Annotated in this window: 21 protein-coding genes; 12 read left to right on the top strand and 9 right to left on the bottom strand. The window is 67.2% G+C overall.

The genetic code is table 11. From position 1 onward, the window contains the following. Positions 1–20 precede the first annotated feature (20 nt). The gene (locus OF829_RS18875; RefSeq protein WP_264941734.1) at positions 21–740 is read left to right on the top strand and encodes a class I SAM-dependent methyltransferase; all 720 of its coding nucleotides are present in this window, start codon (positions 21–23) and stop codon (positions 738–740) included. Here the strand turns inward: OF829_RS18875 and OF829_RS18870 are convergent. Further along, a complete protein-coding gene (locus tag OF829_RS18870) occupies positions 733–1305 on the bottom strand; it encodes a hypothetical protein (RefSeq protein WP_264941733.1) in 573 nt (190 codons plus the stop codon). The two genes, OF829_RS18875 and OF829_RS18870, sit on opposite strands and share 8 nt — an antisense overlap. 47 nt (positions 1306–1352) lie before the next feature. Here OF829_RS18870 and OF829_RS18865 point away from each other — a divergent pair, with 47 nt between their 5' ends. The 8 genes from OF829_RS18865 (at position 1353) to OF829_RS18830 (ending at position 14892) form a co-directional block, all read left to right on the top strand. After that, positions 1353–1607, top strand: coding sequence for a hypothetical protein (locus tag OF829_RS18865; RefSeq protein WP_264941732.1), 255 nt, complete (start codon positions 1353–1355; stop codon positions 1605–1607). 8 nt (positions 1608–1615) lie between these two features. Beyond that, entirely contained in the window at positions 1616–2365 is a 750-nt protein-coding gene (locus OF829_RS18860) for a prepilin peptidase (RefSeq protein ID WP_264941731.1), read from the top strand. Then, complete coding sequence (locus OF829_RS18855; RefSeq protein WP_264941730.1) at positions 2365–3774, top strand: coniferyl aldehyde dehydrogenase; 1410 nt, start codon at positions 2365–2367, stop codon at positions 3772–3774. Before OF829_RS18860 ends, OF829_RS18855 begins: the two co-directional genes overlap by 1 nt. A gap of 544 nt (positions 3775–4318) precedes the next feature. Next, positions 4319–4765: a MarR family winged helix-turn-helix transcriptional regulator gene (locus OF829_RS18850; RefSeq protein ID WP_264941729.1), complete on the top strand. Its 447-nt coding sequence runs from the start codon at positions 4319–4321 to the stop codon at positions 4763–4765. A 71-nt stretch (positions 4766–4836) separates the two neighbouring features. After that, positions 4837–6909 carry a malate synthase G gene (locus OF829_RS18845; protein ID WP_264941728.1) on the top strand — a complete coding sequence of 691 codons (2073 nt, stop codon included), beginning with the start codon at positions 4837–4839 and terminating at the stop codon, positions 6907–6909. 117 nt (positions 6910–7026) lie between these two features. Further along, complete coding sequence (locus OF829_RS18840) at positions 7027–9168, top strand: autotransporter assembly complex protein TamA (protein WP_264941726.1); 2142 nt, start codon at positions 7027–7029, stop codon at positions 9166–9168. Further along, entirely contained in the window at positions 9168–13376 is a 4209-nt protein-coding gene (locus OF829_RS18835) for a translocation/assembly module TamB domain-containing protein (protein ID WP_264941725.1), read from the top strand. The genes OF829_RS18840 and OF829_RS18835 overlap by 1 nt, the downstream gene beginning before the upstream one ends. Positions 13377–13428: 52 nt before the next feature. After that, positions 13429–14892 carry a flavin-containing monooxygenase gene (locus tag OF829_RS18830; protein ID WP_264941724.1) on the top strand — a complete coding sequence of 488 codons (1464 nt, stop codon included), beginning with the start codon at positions 13429–13431 and terminating at the stop codon, positions 14890–14892. A 224-nt stretch (positions 14893–15116) separates the two neighbouring features. On the opposite strand, the gene OF829_RS18825 is transcribed toward OF829_RS18830, so the two are convergent. From OF829_RS18825 to OF829_RS18800, 6 genes are all read right to left on the bottom strand, one after another. Next, the gene (locus tag OF829_RS18825) at positions 15117–15569 is read right to left on the bottom strand and encodes a MaoC family dehydratase (RefSeq protein WP_264941723.1); all 453 of its coding nucleotides are present in this window, start codon (positions 15567–15569) and stop codon (positions 15117–15119) included. Beyond that, entirely contained in the window at positions 15569–16033 is a 465-nt protein-coding gene (locus OF829_RS18820) for a GNAT family N-acetyltransferase (RefSeq protein WP_264941722.1), read from the bottom strand. Before OF829_RS18820 ends, OF829_RS18825 begins: the two co-directional genes overlap by 1 nt. A gap of 121 nt (positions 16034–16154) precedes the next feature. Continuing rightward, positions 16155–18083, bottom strand: a complete 1929-nt coding sequence (locus tag OF829_RS18815) for an acetyl/propionyl/methylcrotonyl-CoA carboxylase subunit alpha (RefSeq protein WP_264941721.1) — start codon at positions 18081–18083, stop codon at positions 16155–16157. Continuing rightward, on the bottom strand, positions 18080–18403 hold the full coding sequence (locus OF829_RS18810; protein ID WP_264941720.1) for a DUF3088 domain-containing protein: 324 nt from the start codon (positions 18401–18403) through the stop codon (positions 18080–18082). Before OF829_RS18810 ends, OF829_RS18815 begins: the two co-directional genes overlap by 4 nt. Then, entirely contained in the window at positions 18400–19182 is a 783-nt protein-coding gene (locus OF829_RS18805) for a DUF1295 domain-containing protein (protein WP_264941719.1), read from the bottom strand. The genes OF829_RS18810 and OF829_RS18805 overlap by 4 nt, the downstream gene beginning before the upstream one ends. Continuing rightward, positions 19179–19787, bottom strand: a complete 609-nt coding sequence (locus tag OF829_RS18800; protein WP_264941717.1) for a lysophospholipid acyltransferase family protein — start codon at positions 19785–19787, stop codon at positions 19179–19181. Before OF829_RS18800 ends, OF829_RS18805 begins: the two co-directional genes overlap by 4 nt. 89 nt (positions 19788–19876) lie before the next feature. On the opposite strand from OF829_RS18800, the gene OF829_RS18795 reads away from it, so the two are divergent. Continuing rightward, positions 19877–20287 (top strand): endonuclease domain-containing protein, encoded by a 411-nt coding sequence (locus OF829_RS18795; RefSeq protein ID WP_264941716.1) that lies wholly within the window; start codon positions 19877–19879, stop codon positions 20285–20287. Between the two features lie 14 nt (positions 20288–20301). Here OF829_RS18795 and OF829_RS18790 read toward each other — a convergent pair whose 3' ends face one another. Then, positions 20302–21903 (bottom strand): carboxyl transferase domain-containing protein, encoded by a 1602-nt coding sequence (locus OF829_RS18790; protein WP_264941715.1) that lies wholly within the window; start codon positions 21901–21903, stop codon positions 20302–20304. Positions 21904–22026: 123 nt separating this feature from the next. Here OF829_RS18790 and OF829_RS18785 point away from each other — a divergent pair, with 123 nt between their 5' ends. Both OF829_RS18785 and OF829_RS18780 read left to right on the top strand, forming a co-directional pair. After that, positions 22027–24099, top strand: a complete 2073-nt coding sequence (locus OF829_RS18785; RefSeq protein ID WP_264941714.1) for a M13 family metallopeptidase — start codon at positions 22027–22029, stop codon at positions 24097–24099. Between the two features lie 175 nt (positions 24100–24274). After that, positions 24275–25444, top strand: a complete 1170-nt coding sequence (locus OF829_RS18780; RefSeq protein WP_264941713.1) for an SGNH/GDSL hydrolase family protein — start codon at positions 24275–24277, stop codon at positions 25442–25444. A 29-nt stretch (positions 25445–25473) separates the two neighbouring features. Here OF829_RS18780 and OF829_RS18775 read toward each other — a convergent pair whose 3' ends face one another. After that, positions 25474–26469, bottom strand: a complete 996-nt coding sequence (locus OF829_RS18775; protein WP_264941712.1) for an alpha/beta hydrolase — start codon at positions 26467–26469, stop codon at positions 25474–25476. Positions 26470–26517: the final 48 nt, after the last annotated feature.

The following is a 26517-nucleotide window of genomic DNA, read 5'->3' as shown; positions in this document are numbered from 1 at the left end:
TCGCCGCGATAGAGCGGCATATGGCCACCGATATCTATGACCCCGCCTTCGTGAAGGGCGTGTTCGACCGCTGCTCGGGCACGTATATCGCATTCAGCTGGTTCTGCTCGATGGGCTTCACCGAGCGCTGGCGGCGCGAATGCGTCGCGGCCTTGCCCGAGCCGCCGGGGCCGGAGGGATATGACTTGATGGCGGGCACCGGCGAGGCCTGGCCGCATCTGCTGCGTCGCTTTCCGCAGGCCGGGCCGATCACCGCGGTCGATATCTCGTCGGGCATGCATGCGCGCGCAATCGCGCGGCTCCACCGCCACCGTTCGCACCGCATCGCCTTTATCGAGGACGATGTGCTGGCGAGCGACCTGCCCGATGCGAGCGCCGACTTCCTGATCTCGACCTTCGGGCTCAAGACCTTCGATGCGGGGCAGCATGCGCGGCTGGCGGTGCTGGTCGCGCGCGTGCTGCGGCCCGGCGGAAGCTTCGCGATGATCGAGGCGTCGGACCCCAAGGGCTGGCTGCTCAGGCCGCTCTATCTCTTCCACCTCAAGACCGTGCTGCCGCTGGTCGAGCGGCTGATGCTGCGCGGGGCGCAGGATTTTTCGATGATCGGCACCTACAGCACCAATTTCGGCGACGCTTCGGGGATTGCGGAGATGCTGCGGGCGGAGGGGCTGGAGGTGGTGTTCCGCCGCCATTTCTTCGGCTGCGCGACCAGTGTGAGCGGACGCAAGCCGCTCAGATGACCCAGGTGGGGTTGTGGTCGGTGACCTGCCAGCCGAGCAGGAAGCGGCGGCGCAGATGGACGATCTGCCCCCCGCCCGCCTCGGGCCCATAGACCCTGCCGTCCTCGAGCACCGCCTCGCTGCCATCCGCGCTCAGCACGGGAAGCGTGACCATCATGATCTCGGCGTCGATGCCGTCCGGCTCGGGGGCCGCCTTGCCCGTATCGTGTTTCCTGCCGTCGCGGTCATGGGCGATGCCGCGCCTGGTGAGTTCTGCGCCAAGCTCGGGGCAGGCGGTCAGCGCGCTCTTGCCGCGGCCGGCGGCGAATTGGCGGAGGAGCGGCACCGGCACCGGGTCCTTCTCGAACCCCTTGCTCACCGGCTCGACATATTGGGGATCGAGCGGCTGGGAGTCGCTCGAAACCACCATCATCGGCAGCTTGGCGCTGCTCGTTTCGTGCGCCAGCACGATATAGGCGAGCGCGACGCGGCAGGCCTCTTGCTGCTTCACCGCGGCGAGGTTGCCGTTTCCGCCTGGGCCGCAACCGGCCAGCGCGAGGACGAAGAGCGTCAACAGCCTTTTCATCGCCCGCGAGACTATTCCGTTTCGCGCGCAACGCCTAGGGTCGGCGCATGACTCTGGTCGATATCCTCAAATGGTCCGCCTCGGTCAGCGGGGTGATCGCCGCGTTCATGGTGTCGCTCGACATGGGGCGGCGCGTGACGGGATGGGGGTTCGCGCTGTTCGTCTTTTCGAGTCTGTGCTGGATCGCGGGGGCGATGATGGCTAGCGACGAGGCGCTCTGGTCGCAAAACCTGTTCCTGTTCGGCATCAACCTGTTTGGCGTCTATCGCTATCTGATTAGAAAGAAGTCAGTTCATGGGTGAAATTGGGCATGGCTGAGATCTGGTTCTGGTCCGTGTTGCTCGGCGTATTGGGCCTTGTGTTCGGCAGCTTCATCGCGACGATCGCGATCCGCTGGCCCGCCGAACGATCGATCCTGAAGGGGCGGTCGGCGTGCGACAGCTGTGGGAAGGAACTCGCCTGGTACGAGCTGGTGCCGGTGGCGAGCTATGCCGTGCAACTCGGCAATTGCCGGACCTGCGCGGCGCCGATCAAGCCGGGCCATGTCGAGATCGAGCTGATCGCGGCGATCATCGGCGTCGTTGCGGGGATTGTCGCGCCGGGCGTGGACGGCGCGGCGGGGGCGGTGTTCGGCTGGCTGCTGCTGGCGCTCGCGGCGCTCGACCTGCGGGCCTTCTGGATGCCCAACGAACTCACCGGCGCGCTCGCGGCGACGGGGGTGCTGACGGGCATCGCCAGCCTTCAGCCCGAACTGTTCGAGCGGCTGATCGGCGGCCTGGCGGGCTTTTTCGGGCTGCTGCTCGCGGCTTCGGCCTATCGCGTGATCCGCGGCAAAGACGGCCTGGGTGGGGGAGACCCCAAGATGCTCGGGGGGATCGGGCTGTGGCTGGGGTGGCGGATGCTGCCATGGGTGCTGCTGGGCGCATGCGTCATTGGCCTCGCCTATGTCGGCGTGATGCGGCTGCGCGGGGTGAAGCTGGGGGACGATCACAAGCTGCCCTTCGGTGTCTATCTCGCGGTGGCCGCCTTCGTTGTGTGGATCGTGGAAAGGTTCCTGTGATGCGCGACATTCTCGACCGTCAGCGTGCGGCGTTCATGGCCGAACTCCCGGTGCCGCTGTCGGTTCGCAAGGACCGGCTCAAGCGCGCGGCTGCGATGATCGCGGACAATGCCGGGCGCTTCTGCGACGCGCTGAGCGAGGATTTCGGGCATCGCAGCCGCGAGCAATCGATGCTGACCGACATCGCCGCGTCGGTCGCGCCGCTCAACCATGCGATCAAGCATGTCGATCGCTGGTCGCGGCCCGAGAAGAAGCCGCTGACCTTTCCGCTGGGGCTGCTCGGGGCGAAGGGCCGGGTCGAGTTTCAGCCCAAGGGCGTGGTCGGCGTGATCGCGCCGTGGAATTTCCCCGTGAACCTGGTGATGAGCCCGCTCGCCGGCGTGTTCGCCGCGGGCAACCGGGCGATGGTCAAGACCAGCGAATATACGCCCGTGGTGGCGGCCTTGTTCGAGGAACTGGTGCCGCACTTCTTCGCCGAGGAGGAGCTGGCGTTCGTCAGCGGCGGGCCCGAGGTGGGGCAGGCCTTCGCGGCGCTGCCCTTCGACCATCTGCTGTTCACCGGGGCGACGGGGATCGGCAAGCACATCCTGCATGCGGCGGCCGACAACCTCACGCCGGTGACGCTCGAACTGGGCGGCAAATCGCCGGTGATCCTCGGCCGCGACGCCGATATCGCCCAGGCGACCGAGCGGGTGGCGATCGGCAAGATGATGAATGCGGGCCAGATCTGTCTCGCTCCCGATTACATGCTCGTGCCGGCCGAGAAGGAGGCGGAAGTGGTCGCCGGGCTGACCGCGGCGGCCTCGTCGCTCTATCCGAGCCTGCTCGCCAATCCCGATTACACCTCGGTGATCAACGACCGGCATTTCCAGCGGCTGACTACCTGGATCGACGACGCCCGGGCGCGCGGCGCGGAGGTGATTGCGGTCAATCCCGCGAACGAGGATTTCTCGAACACCAACAGCCGCAAGATGCCGCTCCACATCATCCGCAACGCGACCGACGAGATGACGGTGATGCAGGAGGAGATTTTCGGCCCCGTGCTGCCGGTGCGCAGCTACGAGAGCATCGAGGGCGCTGTGGCGGAAGTGAACCGGCGCGACCGGCCGCTGGCGCTCTATTATTTCGGCAAGGATGCGGGCGAGCGCCGCCAGGTGCTCGACCGGACCATCTCGGGCGGGGTCACGATCGACGACGTGATTTTCCATGTCAGCCAGGAGGAACTGCCCTTTGGCGGCGTCGGGCCCTCGGGGATGGGCGCCTATCATGGCGAAGTCGGCTTCAAGACCTTCAGCCATGCCCGAGCGGTCTATCGGCAGCCGCGGATCGATGTTCACAAGCTCGCGGGGCTCAAGCCGCCCTATGGCAAGGCGGTGATGAAGGCGGTCGCGCGGCAGATGAAGGGGTGAGGCGGTGCTTGAGGACCTGGGGATTGCGCTCGGTGGTCTTGCCGTAGCCGGGTTTGGACTATGGATGCTGCTGAGGCCCAGCTATCTGATCGAGACCGAGCGGTGCCAGATCGAACGCGGCAGGGGCTGGGCGCCAGCCTTCTTGCACCAATGGCGGGTCGGCTATTTCGAATCGGGCCGTTTTCGTCTGAGGATTCAGCTCGTCGGCGCTTGGGCGATACTGGTAGGCGGGTCCGCCGTTGCGCTGGCAGCGCGGGGGGCCGGGCTTTGGTGAGCGATGCGGGAGCGCCAGCGGATCCAAAGGGGGAGGGGGATCCGGCGGCGCTCCCGGCGCTCGTCCTTCCCGCAGGGGGAGGGTGGGGAAGGACGAAAAAAAGTGGCCGCCCCGAAAGGGCGGCCTTGAAAGGTTTAGGAGAGGATGCCTGAAAGGCCCGCTCTATGTGCGCCGCAGCAGACTATGTTGCAAGTGCGAAATGTTAGCGGTATCATTGCAATAAATGCAATCGTAAACCGCGTGACGCAAGTGAGAGGATGACGGCGCGACATGCCGACAACGCTGAAGCTCGACCAGTTCCTGCCCTACCGGCTCTCGATCGCCTCGAACGCGGTGTCCGAGGCAGTGGCGACCGCGTACCGCACCTTGTTCGGGCTGCGCATCCCCGAGTGGCGGCTGGTCGCGGTGCTCGCCGAAGACGGGCCGATGAGCCAGCAGGCTTTGTGCGGACGGACGCGGATGGACAAGGTCACCGTCAGCCGCGCCGCGATCGCGCTGGCGGACCGGCGGTTGGTCGAGCGCACGCCCAATCCCGAGGATCAGCGCTCGCATCTGCTGGGGCTTACCGCCGAGGGATGGGGGCTCTACGAGCAGGTTGCTCCCAAGGCGCTCGAGCTCGAGCGGCGCATTTTCGAGGGGATCGACGCGAAGGATATCGAGGCGTTTCGCGCGATGCTCGAACGGCTCGAGGCGGCGACGGGCGCGTTGGAGGGTTGATCTCCAAGCCGGTCCTCGCCTAAGCGCGGGACGCCCTCCCCAGGCAGTCGGTTCAGCTGGAGGAGTCTCCCATGTCTTATGTCGATCGTGCCGGTCTCAAGATCGCGGCGGAACTCGCGCAATTCGTGGAGACGCGCGTGCTGCCCGGGCTCGGCATCGAGGCCGAGGGCTTCTGGCGCGGCGTGGCGGCGATCTTCGCGGACTTCGCGCCCGAGAATGCGGCGCTGTTGGCCAGGCGCGATGCGCTGCAGGCGGCGATCGACGCCCGGCTGATCGCGGGCCGGGAGGCGGATGAGGCCTTTCTGCGCGAGATCGGCTATCTGGTGGACGAGCCGGTGCCCTTCGCGATCGGCACGGCGAACGTCGATCCCGAGGTGGCGCTGATGGCGGGGCCGCAGCTGGTGGTGCCGATCCTCAATGCGCGCTTCGTGCTCAACGCGGCGAATGCGCGCTGGGGGAGCCTGTATGACGCGCTCTACGGCACCGACGCGCTTCCCGGGAGCGCGAAGCCCGGCGGCTATGACGAGGAGCGCGGCGCGGCGGTGATCGGGTTCGCGCGGGCGTTCCTCGACGCCGCGGTGCCGCTGACGGGCATCAGCTGGGGGGAATTCAGCTCGGGCGATCTGCCGCTCGCCGATCCGGCGCAATTTGTCGGGCATCGCGGCGAATCTTTGCTGTTTGCGCATAACGGCCTGCACATCGAGGTGGTGATCGACCGCACCCACCCGATCGGATCGCGCGATCCGGCGGGGATCGCCGATGTGATCCTCGAATCGGCGCTGACGACTATCGTCGATCTCGAGGACTCGGTCGCGGCGGTCGATGCCGAGGACAAGGTCGCGGCCTATGCCAATTGGCTCGGGCTGATGCAGGGCGATCTGGAGGAGACCTTCGACAAGGGCGGCCGGGCGATGACGCGCCGGCTGAATGCGGATCGCGCCTATCGGACGCCCGGCGGCGAGCTGACCCTGCCGGGCCGAGCGCTGCTGTTCGTCCGCAATGTCGGGCACCTGATGACGACGCCGGCGGTGCTGCTGGCGGACGGCGGCGAGGCGCCCGAGGGCATTCTCGACGCGATCGTGACCAGCCTGATCGCGCTCTACGACCTGCGCGGGCGGCATGCGAACAGCCGCGCGGGCAGCGTCTATATCGTCAAGCCCAAGATGCACGGGCCCGAGGAGTGCGGCTTCACCAACCGGCTGTTCGATGCGGTCGAGGATCTGCTCGGGCTCGCCCGCCACACGATCAAGGTCGGCGTGATGGACGAGGAGCGGCGCACCTCGGCCAATCTCGCCGCGTGCATCCATGCGGTGAAGGACCGGATTGCGTTCATCAACACCGGCTTCCTCGATCGCACCGGCGACGAGATCCATACTTCGATGCGCGCGGGGCCGATGATCCCCAAGGGGGAAATGAAGGGCGCGGACTGGATCAAGGCCTATGAGGACCGCAATGTCCGCATCGGGCTCGCCTGCGGGCTTTCGGGCAAGGCGCAGATCGGCAAGGGGATGTGGGCCGCGCCCGACCGGATGGGCGACATGCTCGCTCAGAAGGTCGCACACGCGCTGAGCGGCGCCAACACCGCCTGGGTGCCGAGCCCGACCGCGGCGACGCTTCATGCGCTCCACTATCACCAGGTCGATGTGTTCGCGCGGCAGAAGGAGATTGCGGCGGAGGCGATTCCCGCGCTTGGCGGCCTGCTGACGGTGCCGGTCGCCAAGGGACGCAACTGGACGTCCGAGGAAGTCGCGCGCGAACTCGACAATAACGCGCAGGGCATTCTCGGCTATGTCGTGCGCTGGGTCGATCAGGGCGTGGGCTGTTCGAAGGTGCCCGATATCCACGATATCGGCCTGATGGAGGACCGCGCGACGCTGCGCATCTCGTCGCAGCACATGGCCAACTGGCTGCTCCACGGGGTCGCGACCCAGGACGATATCGACGCCGCACTCACCCGGATGGCGGCGAAGGTCGATGCGCAGAACGCGGGCGATCCGCTCTACCGGCCGATGGCGGGGCATGCGGAGACCAGCCTTGCCTATCAGGCCGCGCGCGCGCTGGTGTTCGAGGGCGTGCGCCAGCCGAGCGGCTATACCGAGCCCCTGCTCCACGCCTTCCGCGCGCGGGTGAAATCGGGGGCGTAACGATCCGCCTTCCATGGCTCCGCGCCCTCGCCTAGGGTCGGGCATGAACCCAAAGCAGGACTGGATCGTTACGCTGGCGGGAGAGACGGCACCGGGCGCGGCTCCCGGAGGAGTTTTGTGCGTAAAGGGGTGAAGGTGGTCTGGGTCGCGGCGCTGGCCGGAGCGGCGGTGCTGCCCATGATAGTACCGTGCGTTGCGCATGCGCAGATCGGCACCCCGAAGCCGGGGCAGGGCGCGCCCGCGCCGGCCCCCGCACCGGCGCCCACGCCCGATGACGCCGCGATCGTCCCCGATGCCGAGTTTGAAGCCTCGATGCCCGCCATCACCGGCGACATCAACGCGCCACTCGAGCCCGTGGCCGCCAACCCGGCAAGCCAGAAGTCCGCCATCCTCGATTCGCTCGTCCAGCGCGCGCTGGAACCGATCGTCGCGGACGAGCCCGAACTCGCCGAACCGCTGCCCGCGCTGGCCGCGTTCGACGTCAATCCGGCGATCGAGATCACCGGCGTCAAGGACGGCGAGACCGTCGTCATCCTCTATTCCACCCGGGTCGCCGGGCTTGGCGCGATCGGCGCGCAGGAGGATTTCCAGAACTTCTCGGCGCTGCGCAAAGGCAGGGGCAAGGCCGCCAATTCGGCGATGATCGCCGCGCGCGCGCAGGAGGACGAACGGCTGGCGGTGCGGCTGATGCAATCGCTCGGCTATTATGACGGCACCGCCATCGCGACGATCGAGGCCGATCCGGCGCGCAAGGGCCAGCTGGTCACGACGATCACCGCGACCCCGGGGACGCGCTACACCTTGGCCTCGGTGACGGTGAATGCCGGACCGACCGTGCCCCCCGGCCTGATCGACCAGGAACTGCCGCTCCACCCCGGCGATCCGATCGAGGCCGCCCGGGTGCAGGGCGCCGAGGCCAATGTGAGCCTGCGCCTGCCGCAAATGGGCTATCCCTTCGCCAGGCTGGGCGAGCGCGACATCCTGCTCGACGATGCCACGCACACCGGCGACTACACGCTGCCGATCGAGGTGGGGCCGCGCGCGAGCTTTGGCGGGTTCCGGACCGAGGGGCGGCGCCAGGTCTTCGGGGCCGATCATATCGCGGTGCTTGCGCGGTTCCGGCGGGGCGAGATCTACGACAGCCGGCGGGTCGATGACCTGCGCGACGCGCTGGTGGCGACCAGCCTGTTCTCGACCGTGACGGTCGAGCCGGTACGGACTGGCGAGATCGGGCCCGACGGGACCGAGGTGGTCGATCTGCTCGTTCGTCAGCAGCGCGGGCGGCCGCGCACGATCGCGGGCGAGCTGGGCTACAGCACCGGCCAGGGCCTGCGGCTCGAGGCGAGCTGGACGCACCGCAACCTGTTCCCGCCCGAAGGCGCGCTGATCCTCGCGGGCGTGGTGGGGACGCAGGAGCAGAGCGGCACCGTGACCTTCCGCCGCTCCAACTGGCGCCGGCGTGACCGCACCCTCTCGATCGGCCTGGGCGCGCAGCATAACGACTATGACGCCTATGAGAGCTTCACCGGTGCGCTGACCGCGCGCGTCTCCTACGAGTCGACCCCGATCTGGCAGAAGCGCTGGACCTATTCCTACGGGCTGGAGATCGTCGGGGCGAACGAGGACCGCTACAATTTCGCCGCGGGCGGGCGCGACCGCGGGACCTACCTGATCGCGGCGCTTCCCGGCTTTGTCGGGTTCGACAGTTCGGACGACCTGCTCAATCCGACGCGTGGCTTCCGCGTGAAAGCCAATGTCAGTCCCGAAACCTCGGTGCGCGGCGCGGTGCGGCCCTATGCGCGGATGATGCTCGAGGGGACCGCCTATTATCCGGTGACGCCCAATATCGTGATCGCGGGCCGCGCACGGGTCGGCTCGATCCAGGGGATCGACCGCAACGACTTGCCCCCCTCGCGGCGCTACTATGCCGGCGGTGGAGGATCGGTGCGCGGGTTCGGCTATCAGGAGCTGGGGCCGCGTTCGCCCGACGGCAAGCCGGTAGGCGGGCGCAGCCTGGTCGAGTTCGCGGTGGAGGCGCGCTACCGCTTCGGCAATTACGGCATTGTGCCGTTCATCGACGCCGGGCAGGTCTATGAGGGCAATTATCCCACCCTGCGCAACATGCGTGTCGGGCTGGGTATCGGTGGGCGCTTCTACACCAATTTCGGCCCGCTCCGCGTGGACCTGGCGACACCGCTCAACCGCCAGCCGGGCGAATCGCGCGTCTCGCTCTATATCTCGATCGGGCAGGCATTCTGATGGTGCTCGATACCCCCCAGGAGCCCGTCGCCGAGACGGTGGCGGTCCGCGAGCCGGTGTGGCGGCGCGTGGCCAAGTGGAGCGTTGGCGTCGTGGTGACGCTGGCGGTGCTCGCGGGGGCGGCGCTGCTGGGGCTCAATACCGGGCCGGGGCGCGCTCTCGTGGCGCGGCAGATCAGCGGGACGACCTTCGCATCGGGGCTCAATATCAGGATCGGGCGGATCGACGGGTCGCTCTATGGCGCGCTGGTGCTGCGCGATGTCGAGGTGCGCGACGCGAAGGGGACGTTCGGCTCGGCGCAGCAGGTCGCGCTCGATTGGCGGCCGTTCAGCTATTTCGCGAACCGGATCGATGTGCGCTCGGTGGCGAGCCCGGTGGTGAAGATCGCGCGGCTGCCCGAGCTCAAGCCGGGCGATCCCAATGCGCCGACTCTGCCCGACATCAAGATCGACGTGGCGAATCTCGACCTGGCCCGGATCGAGATCGCCGAGGGCGTGACGGGGCGGCGCCATGTCGCGCAGCTGAGCGGGAGCGCGCACATCGCCGATGGACGAGCGGTGGTGGACGCCAATGCCGCGACGCTGGTGGCGCCGGGCATAGCGGGGGGTGACCGGGTTGCGGTCCGGCTCAACGCAGTGCCCGATCAGGACAAGCTCGACATCGACCTGCGGCTGACCGCGCCCGCCAACGGGCTGGTCGCCGGCCTGGCCGGGGTGAGCGAGCCGCTGACCTTGTCGGTCGAGGGAAAGGGGAGCTGGTCGAGCTGGAAGGGCGAGGCGGTCGGGACATTGGGCGGGGCCGAGCTGGCTGACCTGCAGGTCGAGGCGCATTCGGGGACCTTCTCGCTGCGCGGGCCCGCGAAACCGGGGCTCTACATGAAGGGTCCGGTGGAGCGGCTGGCCGATCCGCAGGTCGATGTCGCGCTCGAGGTGAAGTGGCGCGACCGGGTGGCGGACACGCATCTGGTGCTCAAATCGAAGGCGGCCGAGGTGACGTGCGACGGCGTGATCGATCTCGCACACAACCGCTGGGGCGAATTCCGCGCCGAGGCGCTGCTCCTCACCCCCGGATCGATCGCGCCCAATCTCAATGGGCGCGAGGTGCGTGTCGGGGTGCTGCTCAACGGGCCGTTCGCGCGGCCGGTGGTCGATTACAAGCTCCAGGCCGCGGTGATCGGCTTTGGCGAGACGCGGGTCGAGGGGCTTTATGCCGAGGGCAAGGCGCGGGTGAACGCAAACCGCATCCTGGTGCCCGTGAAGGCCAAGGCGGCGCGGGTCACGGGGCTCAACGAGGCCGCGGGCGGGCTGGTCACCAACATGACGCTCGAGGGCAGCCTGGGCATCAATGGCGATCAGCTGCTTTCGGACAATCTCAAGCTCAAGTCGGACCGGATCGACGCGACGGTGATCGTCGCCGCGGACCTGAGCCAAGGCCGCTACACCGCGGCGCTCAAGGGCCGGGTCAATGATTACGAGGTGGCGGGGCTGGGCGAGGTCAACCTCGTCACCGACGCCAAACTGTTTCCTGCGCCGGGCGGGGGCTGGGGAATCAGCGGCCATGTGATCGCCGCCACGACGCGCTATTACACCGAGACTGTCCGCGACTTCATGGGCGGCGATGCGGTCGCGTCGAGCGACGTGACGATCGACGCGGAGGGGGTGATCCGCTTCACTAATATGCGCGGCGATGCGCCGCGCTTCCGGCTGACGCGCGGGAACGGCCGGTACAATGCCGATGGCTCGATCCTGTTCGATGCCGAGGGTGTTTCGGATCCGTACGGGCCGATGACCGCGCACGTCACCGGCAGCCTTGGCGCCCCCGTTGTGCTGCTGCGCGTGCCACATCCGGGCCTGGGTGTGGGCCTCGCCGATCTCGAAGCCGTCATTCGCGGCAACAACGGCGTCTATGCCATCGATGCAAAGGGCGGCACCGATTATGGCCCCTTCGCCGCTGACGTGCTGGTGCGCAGCGGCACGGCGATCACCGTCGATGTCCGCGCGGGGCGGTTCGCGGGAATGGGATTCACCGGCAGGCTCATCCAGACGCGGGCGGGCCCCTATTCCGGCGATCTCGCCTTCAACGGATCGGGGGTGAACGGGACGGCACATCTGAGCGCGCAAGGGTCGGTCCAGCGTGCCGATGTCGATGCGACCGCGACCAACGCGACCATCCCCGGCGTGGCCGAGCTCACCATCGGCCGGGCGGTCGTCAAGGGATCGATCGTGCTGACGGAAACCCCGCAGATCGTCGGCGATGCGCAGGTCGCGGCGCTGCGCCAGGGCGATTTCATCATCAAGACCGCGCGGGTGAAGATCGACTATCGGGGCGGCAGCGGTACCGCGCAATTGCTCGCGAGCGGCTCTTCGGGCGTGCCGTTCCGCATCGCCGCCAACGCCAGGCTCAGTCCGCGCGAATGGATCGTCGCGGTTGCGGGGCAGGGCGACGGAATCAACTTCAAGACCGCCCAGCCGGCGCGCATCGCGGTCGAGAAGGGGACGTACCGGCTGCTCCCGACGCGGGTGACCCTCGACAAGGGCAGCGCGCGGATCGCGGGGACCTATGGGAAGGGACTGACGCTCCAGGCGCGGCTCGACAGCCTCGATCTCTCGGTGATCAACGCCTTCGTTCCTGGACTGGGCGTCGGCGGATCGGCCACCGGCAGCGTCGATTTTACGCAGGCCAGCCCTTCGGCCTTCCCGGGTGCAAGCGCTCGGCTGGAGATCGCCGATTTCACCCGGTCGAGCCTCTCGGCGGTCTCCACCCCCGTCAACCTGACCTTTGTCGGCAAGCTCTTCCCCGATGGCGGCGAGGGGCGGGCGCTGATCAGGCGCGGCGCGACCACGGTGGGCCGGATGGTGGTGACGCTGCGTCCGATCGGGCCCGAGGGCGGGAGCTGGCAGAACCGGCTCTGGGCCGCGCCGCTTGCCGGGGGAATCCGCTATAACGGGCCCGCGGCGGTGATCTTCTCGCTCGCGGGGCTCTCCGACCAGCATCTGGAGGGGCCGATCGGGGTCGCGGCGGACTTCACCGGGCGGCTGAACGCCCCGCAGCTCACGGGCGTCGTCCGCGCGAGCAACCTGACCTACGAGAATGAGACGTTCGGCACGCGGCTTTCGGGGATGAAGATCGACGGGCGCTTCTCGAATGACCAGCTGATCCTCAATTCGATGACCGCCGTCGCGGGGACGGGGACGGTGAGCGCCAGGGGGACCATCGGCCTCGCGTCGCGCGACGACTATCCGATGGATGTGACGGTCGACCTTGCCAACGCCCGGCTCGCGCGCAGCGACGCGCTGGGCGCCACCGCGACGGGGCAGATCAAGGTCACCCGCAACGCACAGGGCCACAAGATCGCTGGGCGGCTCGATATCCCCGAGGCGCGCTATCAGGTCATCCGCCAGGGCGCGGCGGAGGTGCCCCAGCTGACCGGGGTGCGGCGCAAGAGCGATGTGCTCAAGACCCCCGAGCAGCGCGCCAATGCGAAGGGCTATGGCGCGTTCGATCTCGATCTGCGCATCCGCGCCGACAACCAGCTGTTCGTCAGCGGGATGGGGCTCGAATCCGAGTGGCGGGCGAACATCACCATTGGCGGCACCACCGCCGATCCGCTGATCGGCGGCAACGCCACGGTGGTGCGCGGCACCTATGATTTTGCTGGCCGGCGCTTCACGATAAACCGCGGCACGATCCGCTTCCAGGATCGCAAGCTGACCAACCCGGCGATCGATATCGGCGCGACCGCCAATGCCGAGGGGATCACCGCGATCCTCACCATTTCGGGCACAGCGCAGCAGCCGCGGGTCGCCTTCACCTCATCGCCCGCGCTGCCGCAGGACGAGGTGCTCTCGCGCATCCTGTTCGGCAGCTCGGTGACCAATCTCTCCGCCACCGAGGCGATCCAGCTCGCCGCGGCGCTCAATTCGCTCACGGGTTCGGGCGGCGGGCTCAATCCCTTGGGCAAGCTGCGGTCGGTGGTGGGGATCGACCGGCTCCGCATCCTCAGTCCCGACGATGCCAGCGGCCGCGGGACCGCGCTGGCGGCGGGGCAGTACATCACCGACGACATCTATATCGAGGTGATCACCGACGCGCGGGGATTCACCGCAACCCAGCTCGAGATCGCGCTCAGCCGGGCGCTGAGCATCCTCTCATCGACCAGCTCGTTCGGCGGGACCGGGGTGAGCCTGCGTTATTCGCGGGATTATTGATCGGTTTTGATCTGCGACGGAAAATCGAATATCCGGTACGCAGGAGAGCCGGATGACCGAACATTTCGACGTGGTGGTGGTGGGCGCGGGGATTTCGGGCGTGGGGGCGGGCTATCACCTGCAGGCCAACAGCCCAGACCGCAGCTATGTGATTCTCGAGGGCCGCGAGCGGATGGGCGGGACCTGGGACCTGTTCCGCTATCCCGGTATCCGCTCCGACTCGGATATGTACACGCTCGGCTTTTCCTTCCGGCCCTGGACCAACGCCAAGTCGATCGCCGACGGTCCCTCGATCCTGACCTATCTCGAGGATACGGCGCGCGACTACGGGATCGACAAGCATATTCGGTACCGCACCCGGGTGAAGTCCGCGGCCTGGTCGACCGAAGACGCCGCCTGGTCGGTGGTCGCCGAGCGCGACGGAGAGGAGCAGCATTTCACCTGCAATTTCCTCTTCATGTGCACCGGCTATTATAATTACGCCCGCGGCTACACGCCCGAATGGGAAGGAACGGGCGACTTCGCCGGCAAGATCGTCCACCCGCAATTCTGGCCGCAGGATCTCGACTATGCGGGCAAGCGCGTCGTGGTGATTGGCAGCGGCGCGACCGCTGTGACGCTCGTGCCCGAAATGGCCAAGACCGCCGCACACGTCACCATGCTCCAGCGCTCGCCCACCTATATCGTCGCGCGGCCGAGCGAGGATTCGATCGCCAACTGGCTGCGCAGGCGGCTGCCGTCCAAGACCGCTTATGCGATCACGCGGTGGAAGAATGTGCTCGGCCAGCAATATTTCTTCCGGCTGATGCGCAAGCACCCGGACAAGGCGAAGGAGAATCTGATCTCGATGGTGCGCGACGCACTGCCCGGACACGATGTCGAGACGCACTTCACGCCCACCTACAAGCCGTGGGACCAGCGCCTCTGCCTGATCCCCGACGAGGATCTGTTCGCCTCGCTGCGCGAGGGGAGCTCGTCGGTCGTCACGGGGCATATCGACCGGTTCGTGCCTGAGGGCATCCGGCTGCAGAATGGCGAGACGCTGCCGGCCGACATCATCGTCACCGCGACGGGGCTCGAGCTGCAGGTGATGAGCGGCATCCCGCTCACGGTCGATGGCAAGGCCGTCGATATCCCCAAGGCCACCACCTACAAGGGGATGATGCTCTCCGACGTGCCCAATCTGGCGCTGTCGTTCGGCTATACCAATGCCAGCTGGACGCTGAAGGCCGATCTGACCTGCGAATATGTCTGCCGGTTGCTCAATGCGATGAAGAAGCGCGGGCTCAGGCAGGTGACGCCCCGGCTATCCGGGCCGGTCGAGGAGGTGCCTTTCCTCGATTTCAACTCGGGCTATGTCCAGCGCGCGATGGCGAACTTCCCCAAGCAGGGGACGCGCAAGCCGTGGCGGCTCAACCAGAATTATACGCGCGACCTGATGGCGCTGCGCTTTGGCGGGATCGATCAGGAGATGGAGTTTTCGAACCCGGTTCCGAAGGCGGCGAAGGCGGCGTGACGCGCCAAAGTTGACACGAACTTGACACTGGTCGGGCACTTTCGTTCGCAGATGTTGCAGTGCGGAAGGTAACACCAGGGTTACACTGATCCGCTCTTTTTGCGGCGGCGCGCTGAACGCGTTGCGTCAGCCGTCACGTCTGAGGATCGACACGTTCAAAGAGCGGCCCGGAATGCCCCGGCACTCCAAGTCAAGCAGTTGAAATCCAACATTTCAAGCGCTGATCAGGCCGGCCTGGATTTGAGCAGCGCCGAACGGCGGCACTCACACACCACCTCGTCGCGCTGGTTGAGCATCCGGTGCGCCCAGGTGACGATCCCCTGGCCGGGGCGCGACTTGCTCGGGCGCAGCTCGATCACCTCGGTCTGGGCGCGCAGCGTATCGCCGATGAAGACCGGCTTGGGCATGCGCAGCTCGTCATAGCCGAGGTTCGCGACCAGCGTGCCCGCGGTCGTGTCGCCCACGGTGATCCCGACCATCAGGCTGAAGGTGAAGGTGCCGTTGACGAGGATCTGGCCGAACTCGCTCTTCTTCGCCGCCTCCAGATCGATGTGGAGCGGCTGGATGTTGTGGGTGAGGGTGGAGAAGAGGAGGTTGTCGGTCTCGGTCACGGTGCGGTGGAGGTCATGGGCGATGGTGTCGCCGACCTTCCATTCGTCGAAATAGCGTCCGGCCATCAGCGTGCCTCCATCAGCTTGAGCTTGAACCCGGTATGGCTCTGCTTCCAGCCGAGCCGTTCGTAGAAGCGGTGCGCGTCGGTGCGTTCATTCGACGAGGTCAACTGCACCATGAAACAGCCGCGCTGGCGGCAGCGGTCCACCGCCCAGTCGATCAGCGCCGCGCCAAGGCCTTGCCCGCGCAGATCCTCGGCGATCCGCACCGCCTCGATCTGCCCGCGCCACGCCCCGCGGAAGGAGAGGCCGGGGATGAAGCTGAGCTGGAGCGTGCCGACCACGCGGCCGTCCAGCTCGGCGGCGACGAGCAGCTGGTTGGGGTCGGCGGCGATCGCGTTGAAGGCTTGGGCGTAGCGCGGATCGGCGGGATGGGTCTCACGGTCGGCGGGATAGGTGTCCTGGGCGAGCATGGCGAGGATTGCGGGCAGGTCGGCAGGCACGGCCTCGCGGAAGATGGGCGCGCTCATGCCACCCACCCAGCACCCGTTCGCCCTGAGCTTGTCGAAGGGCAGCTCTTCTTTCGCGAGCGGGTCGAGGCAGGAGGACTGTGCTTCGACAAGCTCAGCACGAACGGGGAGAGAGTTGGCGTCACTGCGCCGCCTCAACCTTCTCCACCTGCACCAGCAGCTGGCCGTCGGTCACCTGCTGGCCGACCGTCAGGTCCATGAACATGACGGTGCCGTCGAAGGGGGCGCGCAGGGCATGCTCCATTTTCATCGCCTCGAGCGTGACGAGCATCTCGCCCTTGACGACGAGGTCGCCGGCCTTGGTGTCGATCACGGTGATGCGGCCGGGCATGGGGGCGAGGATCGCCCCGTCTCCGGCGGTGCCGGCGGCGGAGGCGCGTGAAGCGAAGGTGAGGTGGTGCGCCAGACCGTCGGAGAAGATCACCGCGTCCTCGCCCTGCTTGTAGATGCCCATTGTCTCGAACTGGGCGGTGAGGCTTGACGGCATCAGCGCGGTGAGGCCGTCATCGGCGTCGAAGACGTGGCGCTTGCCGTTGATGAAGACCGCGCGATCGAGCGCGGGTGGGGCGTTGAGCCGGAAGCCCATGGGGCCGGTGGCGGCCGGGAAGGCGTCGATCAGCCAGAGCCGAACCTTGTAGTCGAGATCAGGCGACAGTTCGGGCGGGGCGGTCAGGTGGTCGGCATGTTCGGCGATGAAGCCGGTCTCGACCCCGCCGGCGATGAATTCGGGCTCGCGCAGCAGATGGACAAGGAAGTTGGCGTTGGTGCGGACGGGCCAGACCTTGATCTGGCCGCAGGTGAGCTCGAGCAGCTCGACCGCGTTGGCGCGGGTCTTGGCGTGGACGATCAACTTGGCGATCATTGGATCGTAATAGGGGCTGATCGCGTCACCCTGTTCGACGCCGGTCTCGATGCGGGCGCGCTGGCCCGATTGGCGATCGTCCCAGTCCGTGCCGAGCGCGAGGCGATCGAGGCGGCCGATCGAGGGGAGGAAGCCGGTGGTCGGGTCCTCCGCATAGAGGCGCGCCTCCATTGCCCAGCCGTTGATGGCGAGTTCCTCCTGCCGCTTGGGCAACGGCTCACCCGACGCCACCCGCAACTGCCACTCGACCAGATCGACCCCGGTGATCTCCTCGGTCACCGGATGCTCGACCTGGAGGCGGGTGTTCATCTCCATGAACCAGATGCGGTCCGCGCGCAGGCCTTCGCTCGCGTCGGCGATGAACTCGATCGTGCCCGCGCCGACATAGTCGACCGCCTTGGCCGCGCGCACCGCGGCGGCGCAGATCGCCTCGCGGGTGGTTTCGTCCATGCCGGGGGCGGGGGCCTCCTCGATCACCTTCTGGTGGCGGCGCTGGAGCGAGCAGTCGCGCTCGAACAGGTGGACGAGGTTTCCGTGGGTGTCGCCGAACACCTGCACCTCGATATGGCGCGGCGACAGGATGTATTTCTCGATCAGCACGCGATCATCGCCGAACGAGCTGGCGGCCTCGCGCTGGCAGCTGGCGAGGGCATCCCGGAACTCCGCCGCCGCATCGACGCGGCGCATCCCCTTGCCGCCGCCGCCCGCGACCGCCTTGATCAGGACGGGGTAGCCGATGGCGTCGGCTTCGGCCTGGAGGCGGTCGGGCGACTGGTCCTCGCCCAGATAGCCCGGCGTGACGGGGACGCCCGCGGCGATCATCCGTTCCTTGGCGGCGTCCTTGAGGCCCATGGCGCGGATGGAGTCGGGGTTGGGGCCGACCCAGATCAGCCCGGCGGCTTTCACCGCCTGGGCGAAATCGGCGTTTTCGGAGAGGAAGCCATAGCCGGGGTGGATGGCCTCGGCGCCGGTCGCCTTGGCCGCGGCGACGATCTTCTCGCCGACCAGATAGCTCTCGCGCGCCGGGGAGGGGCCGATATGGACGGCCTCGTCGGCTTGGCGGACATGGAGCGCGTTTGCGTCGGCGTCCGAATAGACCGCGACGGTGCGGATGCCCATAGCCTGGCATGTGCGGATGATCCGGCAGGCGATCTCGCCACGGTTTGCGATGAGAAGGGAGGTGATCATGGATGTCGTTCCGGAATGCCGTGGCGGCTATGGAGCGCCGCGAGCAAGGCTTCAATCTCGTTGACGAACCCGACGACGCCATCCTCTGTGGCGAAAACGAGCGCGGGCAGGTTCTGGTTCTCGGCGCCGATCGCCTCGACCACGGCGGCGCGGGGGCGGGGCCAGGGGACGCGGATCACATCGACGCGGTCGGCGAGGGCGGGGAAGCTGGCGAGCAGGCCCTCCACGGTCATGCAATCCTTGCAGTAGAAGTGGCGCTCGCCGCCCAATCCGGGATCGGCGAAGTCGTGCTCGAGGATGAAGAGGCGGTCCTTGGTCATTGTCTCGGAGGCCATGGGATGAAACCGGAGGTGCGGGCGACATAGTCGGCATAGCCGTGGCGGGACTTGCTCAGGCCCGCTTCGAGCAGCGGCTTGCCGGACCAGCGGGTGAGGGTGAAGGTGAGGAAGGCCGGGCCGATCAGGCTGGCGAGCGCGATCCACGGCGCTGCTTCCGCCGCAGCGAGCCAGATGCCCCACCAGACGCAGGCGTCGCCGAAATAATTGGGGTGGCGGGTGTAGCGCCACAGGCCCGTGTCGAGCACCTTGCCCCTGCTGGCCGGATCGGCGCGGAAGCGGGCGAGTTGGGCGTCGCCGATGGCCTCGAAGGCGAAGCCGGTCAGCCAGAGCGCGGCGCCGGCGAGGGCGAGCGGGCCGATGGGGGTGGGCTCGGCGAGGATGCCGAGCTGGGCGGGGAGGCAGGTGAGGTAGAGCAGGATCGCCTGGGGCGCGAAGACCTTGGCGAGCGCGGCGGAGGCGTAGCGGCCCTCGCGCCTGGCCTTGCCGAGGATCCTGGCATAGCGGTTGTCCTCACCGCTCGTGCGCCACCGGGCGAGGAGGTGGAGGCCGAGCCGGACGCCCCACAGGATCGTCATCGCCGCGATGAGGGTGGCGCGGGGAGAGGGGACGGTCTGGACCCAGCTCAGCAGCGCCAGCGCCGCCATGCCGAGGCCCCAGACGCCGTCGATGAAGCTGACGTCGCCGATCCGTGCCGCGAGCAGCCAGAGCAGCGCCATGGCGGCGGCAAGCGCGGCGGCGTTGATCAGGAGCGCGGCGGTCATCTGGCGCTCCGCGTGATGACCGAGAAGTCGGTGATCGCGCGCTCGGGATGGCGGGGGACGGCGGTGCGGTAATAGTCGATCACCTGCGCCATATCGGCCTCGTAATCGCCGGTCGGCATGAAGGCCGGGCCGAGCCCGCCGGTGCGTTTCGCGTAATCGATCAGCCCGCAAACCAGCGGCACCCCCGCGCCCATCGCAATGTGGTAGAAGCCGGTGCGCCACTGGCTGACCGCGCTGCGGGTGCCCTCTGGGGCGATCACCAGCATGAATTCGTCGCGCTGGGCGAATTCGGCGATCATCGCATCGACATAGTTGCGCGAGGCGGAGCGATCGACGGGGACCCCGCCCATATCGAGCATGAAGCGCTTCATCGGCCAGCGGAACAGGCTCATCTTCCCCATGAAATGCGCCTTGATCCCGAGCGCGTCGGTGAGGCCGAGGAAATAGACGAAGTCCCAGTTCGAGGTGTGCGGCGCGGCGATGATCACGCAGCGGCGGTCGGGAGGGGGCGTGCCGACGGCCTTCCAGCCGCGGGTGCGGTAGTACCAGAGGATGAGCCGGCGGACGATCCGCGAGGCTAGGGAGGGGGGCGGATCGGTTTTCACGATCAATTCCTCCCCGAGCTTGTCTCGGGGAGGGGGACCATGCGAAGCATGGTGGAGGGGCCGCGCCGCAGGCGCGGAAGGGGAGCCGCATGATCAAAGGCACCGGCAAGGCCTATCGGCGCGCCAAGAAGCGGCGGCGTGAGATGACGCTCCCGGAAGTGCTGCTCTGGCAAAAGCTGCGCCGCAACGGCACGGGGCATCATTGGCGGCACGAACATCCGGCGGGCCCCTATTCGCTGGACTTCTATTGCGATGCCGCCAAGCTCTGCGTTGAGGTTGATGGGGAAGCGCATGAACGGGGCGACCGACCTGCACGAGATGCGCGCCGTGACGCTTGGCTGGCTGCGAACGGCGTAACCACCTTGCGGATTCCGGCAGCTGACGTGTTGCGCAATCTCGAGGCTGTGGTGCGATTGGTCAGCGAGTCCGCGCGCGAGCGCGCGCCCCTCCACCGTCCTTCGGACGGTCCTCCTCCCCCAGCGGAGCTGGGGGAGGAATAGGGACGATTCTTCGCTCACATCCGGAACACGCCGAACGCCGGACGTTCGGGGATCGGGGCGTTGAGGGTGGCGGCGAAGGCGAGGCCGAGCACGTCGCGGGTCTGGGCGGGGTCGATGATGCCGTCGTCCCACAGGCGGGCGGTGGCGTGCCAGGGGTTGCCTTCGTCGTCGTAGCGGTGGCGGATCGGGGCCTTGAAGGCTTCGGCTTCCTCGGGGGTCCATTTCTCGGCGTCGCGGTGGACGGTGGCTAGGACCGAAGCGGCCTGTTCGCCGCCCATCACCGAGATCCGCGAATTGGGCCAGGTGAAGAGGAAGCGCGGCGAATAGGCGCGGCCGCACATGCCGTAATTGCCCGCGCCGAAGCTGCCACCGATCAGCACGGTGATCTTGGGGACGGTGGCTGTCGCGACGGCGGTGACGAGCTTTGCACCATGTTTTGCAATGCCTTCTGCCTCATATTTCCCACCGACCATGAAGCCGGAGATGTTCTGGAGGAACAGGAGCGGGATGCGGCGCTGGCAGGCGAGTTCGATGAAGTGGGCGCCCTTGACCGCGCTTTCGCTGAACAGCACGCCGTTATTGGCGATGATCCCGACCGGAATGCCCCAGATATGCGCGAAGCCGCAGACCAGGGAGGTACCGTAAAGCGCCTTGAACTCGTGGAATTCGCTACCGTCCACCAGCCGCGCGATCACCTCGCGGACATCATAGGGCGCGCGGACGTCGTCGGGCAGGATGCCGTACAGGTCCGATGCGGGATATTTGGGCGCGCGGGGCTCGATCAGCGCGATGTCGGGCGTGCGGTCGGCGGGGAGGTGGCTGACGATGTCGCGGACGATGGTCAGCGCATGCTCGTCATTCTCGGCGACATGATCGACCACGCCCGACTTGCGCCCGTGCAAGTCGCCGCCGCCCAGGTCCTCGGCGCTGATCACCTCGCCCGTCGCGGCCTTCACCAAGGGCGGGCCGGCGAGGAAGATCGTGCCCTGGTTGCGGACGATCACGCTCTCGTCGCTCATCGCGGGGACATAGGCGCCGCCCGCGGTGCAACTGCCCATCACGCAGGCGATCTGGGGGATGCCGAGCGCGGACATGTTCGCCTGGTTGAAGAAGATGCGGCCGAAATGGTCGCGGTCGGGGAAGACCTCGGCCTGGTGGGGCAGGTTGGCGCCGCCGCTGTCGACGAGGTAGATGCAGGGCAGGCGGTTGGCCTCGGCGATCTCCTGCGCGCGGAGATGCTTCTTGACCGTCATGGGGAAATAGGTGCCGCCCTTCACCGTGGCGTCGTTGCAGACGATCATCACGGTGCGGCCCGAGACGCGGCCCACGCCGGCGATCATCCCCGCGCCGGGAACCTCGCGCTTGTACATGTCGCACGCGGCGAGCTGGCCGATTTCGAGGAAGGGCGCGCCGGGATCGAGCAGCCGCTCGACGCGCTCGCGCGGGAGTAGCTTGCCGCGCGCCATATGGCGTTCGCGCGAGCTTTCGGAGCCACCCAGCGCCGCTTGCGCCACATCCGCCCGCAGGCGGTCCGCCAGCGCGCGGTTATGGTCGGCGTTTGCGCGGAAGCCGGGATCTTCGGCGTTGATCTTGGTGTCGAGCACCGGGGCGCTCATGCTGGGTCATCCTCTCAACTCGTCAAATTTGTGACTAACTGGTGCGCGGAGCGTTGGGAAGGCATTGGCGGCGCATCTGCCCGAGTGTAGCAATTCGCCCATACACCTGATCCGGAGAGCCCTGTGAAGCACAGCACCATCCTCCTGGCGGCTTTGCTCGCCACCACCGCCTGCACCCCCGCGGGCACCCCTACCGCCAACATCAGCGCCGAAGCCGGCAAAGGGATCGGCGTGGACCTTGCCGGCATCGACAAGAACGTAAAGCCGGGAGACGATTTCGACGAATATGCGAGCGGCGCCTGGCGCGCCAAGGCAGAGATCCCCGCCGACCGCTCGAGCGTGGGCACCGGATATGACGTGTCGCTCAAGGCCGATGCCAACAATGTCGCGATCATCCAGGGCGTGCTCAAGGCCAATGCCGCGCCGGGGACCGACGAGCGGCGGATCGCCGACTGGTACAACAGCTATCTCGACGTGAATGCGATCGAGAAGCGCGGCATGGCGCCGATGCAGGCGGAACTCGCGGCGATCGCGGGGCTGAAGGACAAGAGTGCGCTTTCGGCGATGCTGGGCGCGAACCTGCGCGCCGATGTCGATCCGCTCAATGCCACCAATTTCGAGACCGAGAATCTGTTCGGCCTGTTCGTGAGCCAGGGCTTCGACACGCCCGATACGACGGTGCCGTACATGCTCCAGGGCGGGCTGGGGCTGCCCGACCGCGACTATTACCTGTCGAGCAAGCCCGAGATGGTCACGATCCGGGGCCAGTATAAGGATTATATCGTCAAGCTGCTGACGCTTGCCGGGATCAGCGATCCCGCGGGCCGCGCCGACCGCATCCTCGCGCTCGAGACCAAGATCGCCGCGAGCCATGTCGATATCCTCACCAGCCAGGACGCGCACAAGGCGAACAATGGCTGGAAGAAGGAGGATTTCGCGAAAAAGGCTCCGGGGATCGACTGGAACGCCTTCTGGACCTCGGCGGGGCTCGCCGGGCAGAACGACTTCATCGTCTGGCAGCCGGGCGCGGTGGTCGGTGCGGCGCAGCTGGTGGGCAGTGAATCGCTGCAGAGCTGGCAGGACTGGCTGACCTTCCACCGGATCAACGAGGTGGCCGAAGTGTTGCCCGCGGCGATCGACCAGGCGCATTTCGATTTCTTCAGCACGACGCTCAACGGCCAGCAAAAGCCCCGCCCGCGCGATGCGCGCGCGATCAACAGCGTCAACACCTGGCTCGGCGACGCGATGGGCCAGCTCTACGTGAAGGACTATTTCCCAGCCTCGTCCAAGACCGACATCCAGGCGATGGTGAAGAACATCCTCGCCGCGTTCGACACGCGTGTCGCAGCGCTGACCTGGATGACTCCCGCCACCAAGGAAGAGGCGCGCCGGAAGATCGCGACGATGCAGGTCGGAATCGGCTATCCCGAGACATGGCGCAGCTATGCGGGGCTCGAGGTGAAGGCCGACGATCCGGTGGGCAATCTGCGCCGCGCGGAGAAGGCCGAATATCGCCACCAGCTCGGCAAGATCGGCAAGCCGGTCGACAAGAAGGAATGGTGGATGACCCCGCAGACGGTGAACGCGGTCAATCTGCCGCTGCAGAACGCGCTCAACTTCCCCGCGGCGATCCTGCAGGCGCCCTATTACGACCCGGCTGCCGATGCGGCCGCCAATTACGGATCGGTCGGCGCAATCATCGGGCACGAGATCAGCCACAGCTTCGACAATCTCGGCGCCGATTTCGACAGCTCGGGCAAGCTGCGCAACTGGTGGACCAAGGAGGACCTCGCGCATTTCGAGGCGGCGGGCGCGGCATTGGCGGCGCAATATAGCGCGTACGAGGTGCTGCCGGGGCTGTTCCTCAACGGCAAGCAGGTGCTGGGCGAGAATATCGCCGATGTGGCGGGGCTGACCGCGGCCTATGAGGCGTATCACGCTTCGCTGGGCGGCAAGGAAGCGCCGGTGATTGGCGGGCTGACCGGCGACCAGCGCTTCTTCCTCGCCTTTGCGCAGAGCTGGCGGTCCAAGCAGCGCGAGCAGCAACTCCGCGCGCGGGTGGCGACCGACGGGCACGCCCCGGCGCGGTGGCGGGCGATGACGGTGCGCAATCTGGATGCCTGGTATCCGGCGTTCAACGTCCAGCCCGGGCAGAAGCTGTACCTGGCGCCCGACAAGCGGGTACACGTTTGGTGATCTAACTCCTTCTCCCCTTGTGGGAGAGGGAGGGAGCCGACAAAGTCGGCGGAAGGGTGAGGGGGAGTCGGGCGAGAGCGCGTACGTCCCCCTCATCCTTCCCACTGCCTTCGGCAGCGGGCCCCTTCCTTCTCCCACAAGGGGAGAAGGAGGATGAAGCCGGAGAGGGGATCACATGAATTTCAAACGCGGTTTCGCAATCGCCGCGGCGCTGTTGCTGGTCGCCGCGGCACCCTCCGGCGACAAATGGACGCGCGCCTGGACGTCGAGCAACTGGCCGATGCCGGTCGAGAATGCTCAGACAGTCGAGAATGTTACGCTGACTTCCTCGGTTCGCGTCGCAGCGAGCGGGAGCGCGATCCGCATCCGGCTGGGGAATGATTACGGCACCGCCCCGGTAAAGATCGGCCGCGCGTTCGTGAGCTTCGGCGGCAAGCGGGTGGCGGTGACGTTCGGCGGATCGGCGCGCGCGGTGATCGGAGCCGGAGCGCCGCTGGTGAGCGATCCGGTCGCGTTGCCCGTCACGGCGTTCGGGATCGTCGAGGTGTCGCTGTATCTGCCCGAAAAGGTCGTGCTCAACACGCTCCACGACGACAATGCCAATCCGACCCTGTATGTGCAGGGCGACCACCCCCCGGCCGTCGATCAGGTGTTGCGCATGGGCAACCGGCCGCTGCTGGCCGGGATCGACGTGCTCGGTGCAAAGGCGCGCCCGGTGGTGGTCGCGGTCGGCGATTCGATCACCGACAATCCGAGCTGCCCCAACGAGGCGGAGATCCTGTGCCGCTGGCCCGATGTGCTGGCGCGGCGAATGGCCAAGGCGGGGATGCCGCAGGTGGTGATCAGCCAGGCGATCAGCGGCAACAGGGTGCTCGCGCCGGGCTGGGGGCCGAGCACGCTGGCGCGGTTCGACCGCGACGTGCTGAGCGTTCCGGGCGTGACGTACATCATCCTGCTCGAGGGGATCAACGATATCGGCAATTCGGGGCGCGAGAAGAACGGGGCGACCAACCCGGTGATCACCGCCGCGGACCTGATCGCGGGCTACCGCCAGATCATCCTCCGCGCGCATGAGCGGGGGATCAAGGTGATCGGGATGACGATCCTGCCCTTCGAGGGTGCGCAATATTATGCGCCCGAGCGCGAGGCGATCCGAGTGGCGGTGAACCAGTGGATCCGTACCTCGGGCGCGTTCGACGGGGTGATCGACATGGACAAGGTGATGGGCGAGCCGGGGCATCCCAAGCGGCTGGCGGCGGGGCTGCAGGGTGGGGACAATCTCCATCCCGATGGCCGCGGACACACGCGGATGGGCGAAGCGATCGACTTGCGGTTGTTCAAATAGTCCTTCTCCCCGGAGGGGAGAGGGAGACGCTACCGCGCCACCAGATGCTTTGCGAAAAAGGGCAGAACGAACTGGCGAAAGCGTTCGGGGATGCGGTTGCCGTGGTCCCCGTCATAGAGCGTCCAGTCATGGGGGATACCGAAGCGCGTCAGTTCGGCGTGGATCGCCTGATTGTCGCCAAGCAGGAAATCCTTGTCGCCGACGTCGAGCGCGATCGCCGTCATCGATCGGAGCCCGGGCAGATATTGCGGGACCATCACCAGCGGCGCGTTGGCGGCCCATTTGGCGAATACCAGCGGGTCCGGCGCGCCTTGCTTGTCGAGGCCGAGATCCGCGAAGAAAGGCGGCTTGTCGGGCGCCGGCGACCATGCCGCTGCGACCGCGAAATTGGCGCGCGTGAGGAAATCGCCGGCGACGGCCTGATCGACGGTCATCGACTCGAGCGGCTTCAGCATCGCTGCGGTCGCTGTGCGCGGCGAGAGGCAGCACGAGCTCATCGCATAGAGGCTCGAAAAGACCTCCGGATGCTTCATCCCGATCCTGAGCGTGCCGTAGCCGCCCATCGAATGGCCGGCGAGACCGCGGGATTCGCGCCTGGCGAGCGTGCGGTATTTGCCATCGACCCAGGCGACGAGGTCGCGCGCGATGAACCCCTCGAAATCGCCCACCGTCGGCGAGCTGGACCACATCGAGCCGCCGTGGCGCGTATAGCTGTCCGGCACGACGATGATCATCTCGGCACCCGTGGCCGTCATCGCCTCACTGAATTTCAGATAGTCCATGTAGCCCGCCGCGGTCGCGGTGAAGCCATGGAGGAAATAGAGCACCGGATAGCGGCGGCGCGGCGACTTGGCATAGCTCGCGGGGAGGATGACGAACACCTCGCGCTCGGCACTGTTGCCTTCGAGATTGCCGGCGACCGACGCGCTATGGACGCTGGCCTTGTCGACCGTGACCTGCGCCCAGGCCGGTGAGACGAGCAACATGAGCCCCGCAAGCGCGCCGACAATCCACCGCAAGATCATGATGCCCCCTCCGTCTCTTTGACGTCGAGCTTACGCAAAGTCGTATGT

Origin of the sequence: Sphingomonas caeni, from assembly GCF_026013415.1 — a bacterium.
In the GTDB taxonomy this organism is placed as follows: Bacteria; Pseudomonadota; Alphaproteobacteria; order Sphingomonadales; family Sphingomonadaceae; genus Sphingomonas; species Sphingomonas caeni.
The sequence above is the reverse complement of the archived record's forward strand: the minus strand, read 5'-3'. Positions and strand labels throughout refer to the sequence as shown.

Coding starts and splice junctions, on each gene's coding strand:
- OF829_RS18865 (WP_264941732.1), top strand. CDS start 1,353: ATGACTCTGGTCGATATCCTCAAATGGTCCGCCTCGGTCAGCGGGGTG.
- OF829_RS18855 (WP_264941730.1), top strand. CDS start 2,365: ATGCGCGACATTCTCGACCGTCAGCGTGCGGCGTTCATGGCCGAACTC.
- OF829_RS18835 (WP_264941725.1), top strand. CDS start 9,168: ATGGTGCTCGATACCCCCCAGGAGCCCGTCGCCGAGACGGTGGCGGTC.
- OF829_RS18845 (WP_264941728.1), top strand. CDS start 4,837: ATGTCTTATGTCGATCGTGCCGGTCTCAAGATCGCGGCGGAACTCGCG.
- OF829_RS18850 (WP_264941729.1), top strand. CDS start 4,319: ATGCCGACAACGCTGAAGCTCGACCAGTTCCTGCCCTACCGGCTCTCG.
- OF829_RS18875 (WP_264941734.1), top strand. CDS start 21: ATGGCCACCGATATCTATGACCCCGCCTTCGTGAAGGGCGTGTTCGAC.
- OF829_RS18810 (WP_264941720.1), bottom strand. CDS start 18,403: ATGACCAAGGACCGCCTCTTCATCCTCGAGCACGACTTCGCCGATCCC.
- OF829_RS18775 (WP_264941712.1), bottom strand. CDS start 26,469: ATGATCTTGCGGTGGATTGTCGGCGCGCTTGCGGGGCTCATGTTGCTC.
- OF829_RS18790 (WP_264941715.1), bottom strand. CDS start 21,903: ATGAGCGCCCCGGTGCTCGACACCAAGATCAACGCCGAAGATCCCGGC.
- OF829_RS18780 (WP_264941713.1), top strand. CDS start 24,275: ATGAATTTCAAACGCGGTTTCGCAATCGCCGCGGCGCTGTTGCTGGTC.
- OF829_RS18795 (WP_264941716.1), top strand. CDS start 19,877: ATGATCAAAGGCACCGGCAAGGCCTATCGGCGCGCCAAGAAGCGGCGG.
- OF829_RS18805 (WP_264941719.1), bottom strand. CDS start 19,182: ATGACCGCCGCGCTCCTGATCAACGCCGCCGCGCTTGCCGCCGCCATG.
- OF829_RS18870 (WP_264941733.1), bottom strand. CDS start 1,305: ATGAAAAGGCTGTTGACGCTCTTCGTCCTCGCGCTGGCCGGTTGCGGC.
- OF829_RS18860 (WP_264941731.1), top strand. CDS start 1,616: ATGGCTGAGATCTGGTTCTGGTCCGTGTTGCTCGGCGTATTGGGCCTT.
- OF829_RS18825 (WP_264941723.1), bottom strand. CDS start 15,569: ATGGCCGGACGCTATTTCGACGAATGGAAGGTCGGCGACACCATCGCC.
- OF829_RS18815 (WP_264941721.1), bottom strand. CDS start 18,083: ATGATCACCTCCCTTCTCATCGCAAACCGTGGCGAGATCGCCTGCCGG.
- OF829_RS18830 (WP_264941724.1), top strand. CDS start 13,429: ATGACCGAACATTTCGACGTGGTGGTGGTGGGCGCGGGGATTTCGGGC.
- OF829_RS18820 (WP_264941722.1), bottom strand. CDS start 16,033: ATGAGCGCGCCCATCTTCCGCGAGGCCGTGCCTGCCGACCTGCCCGCA.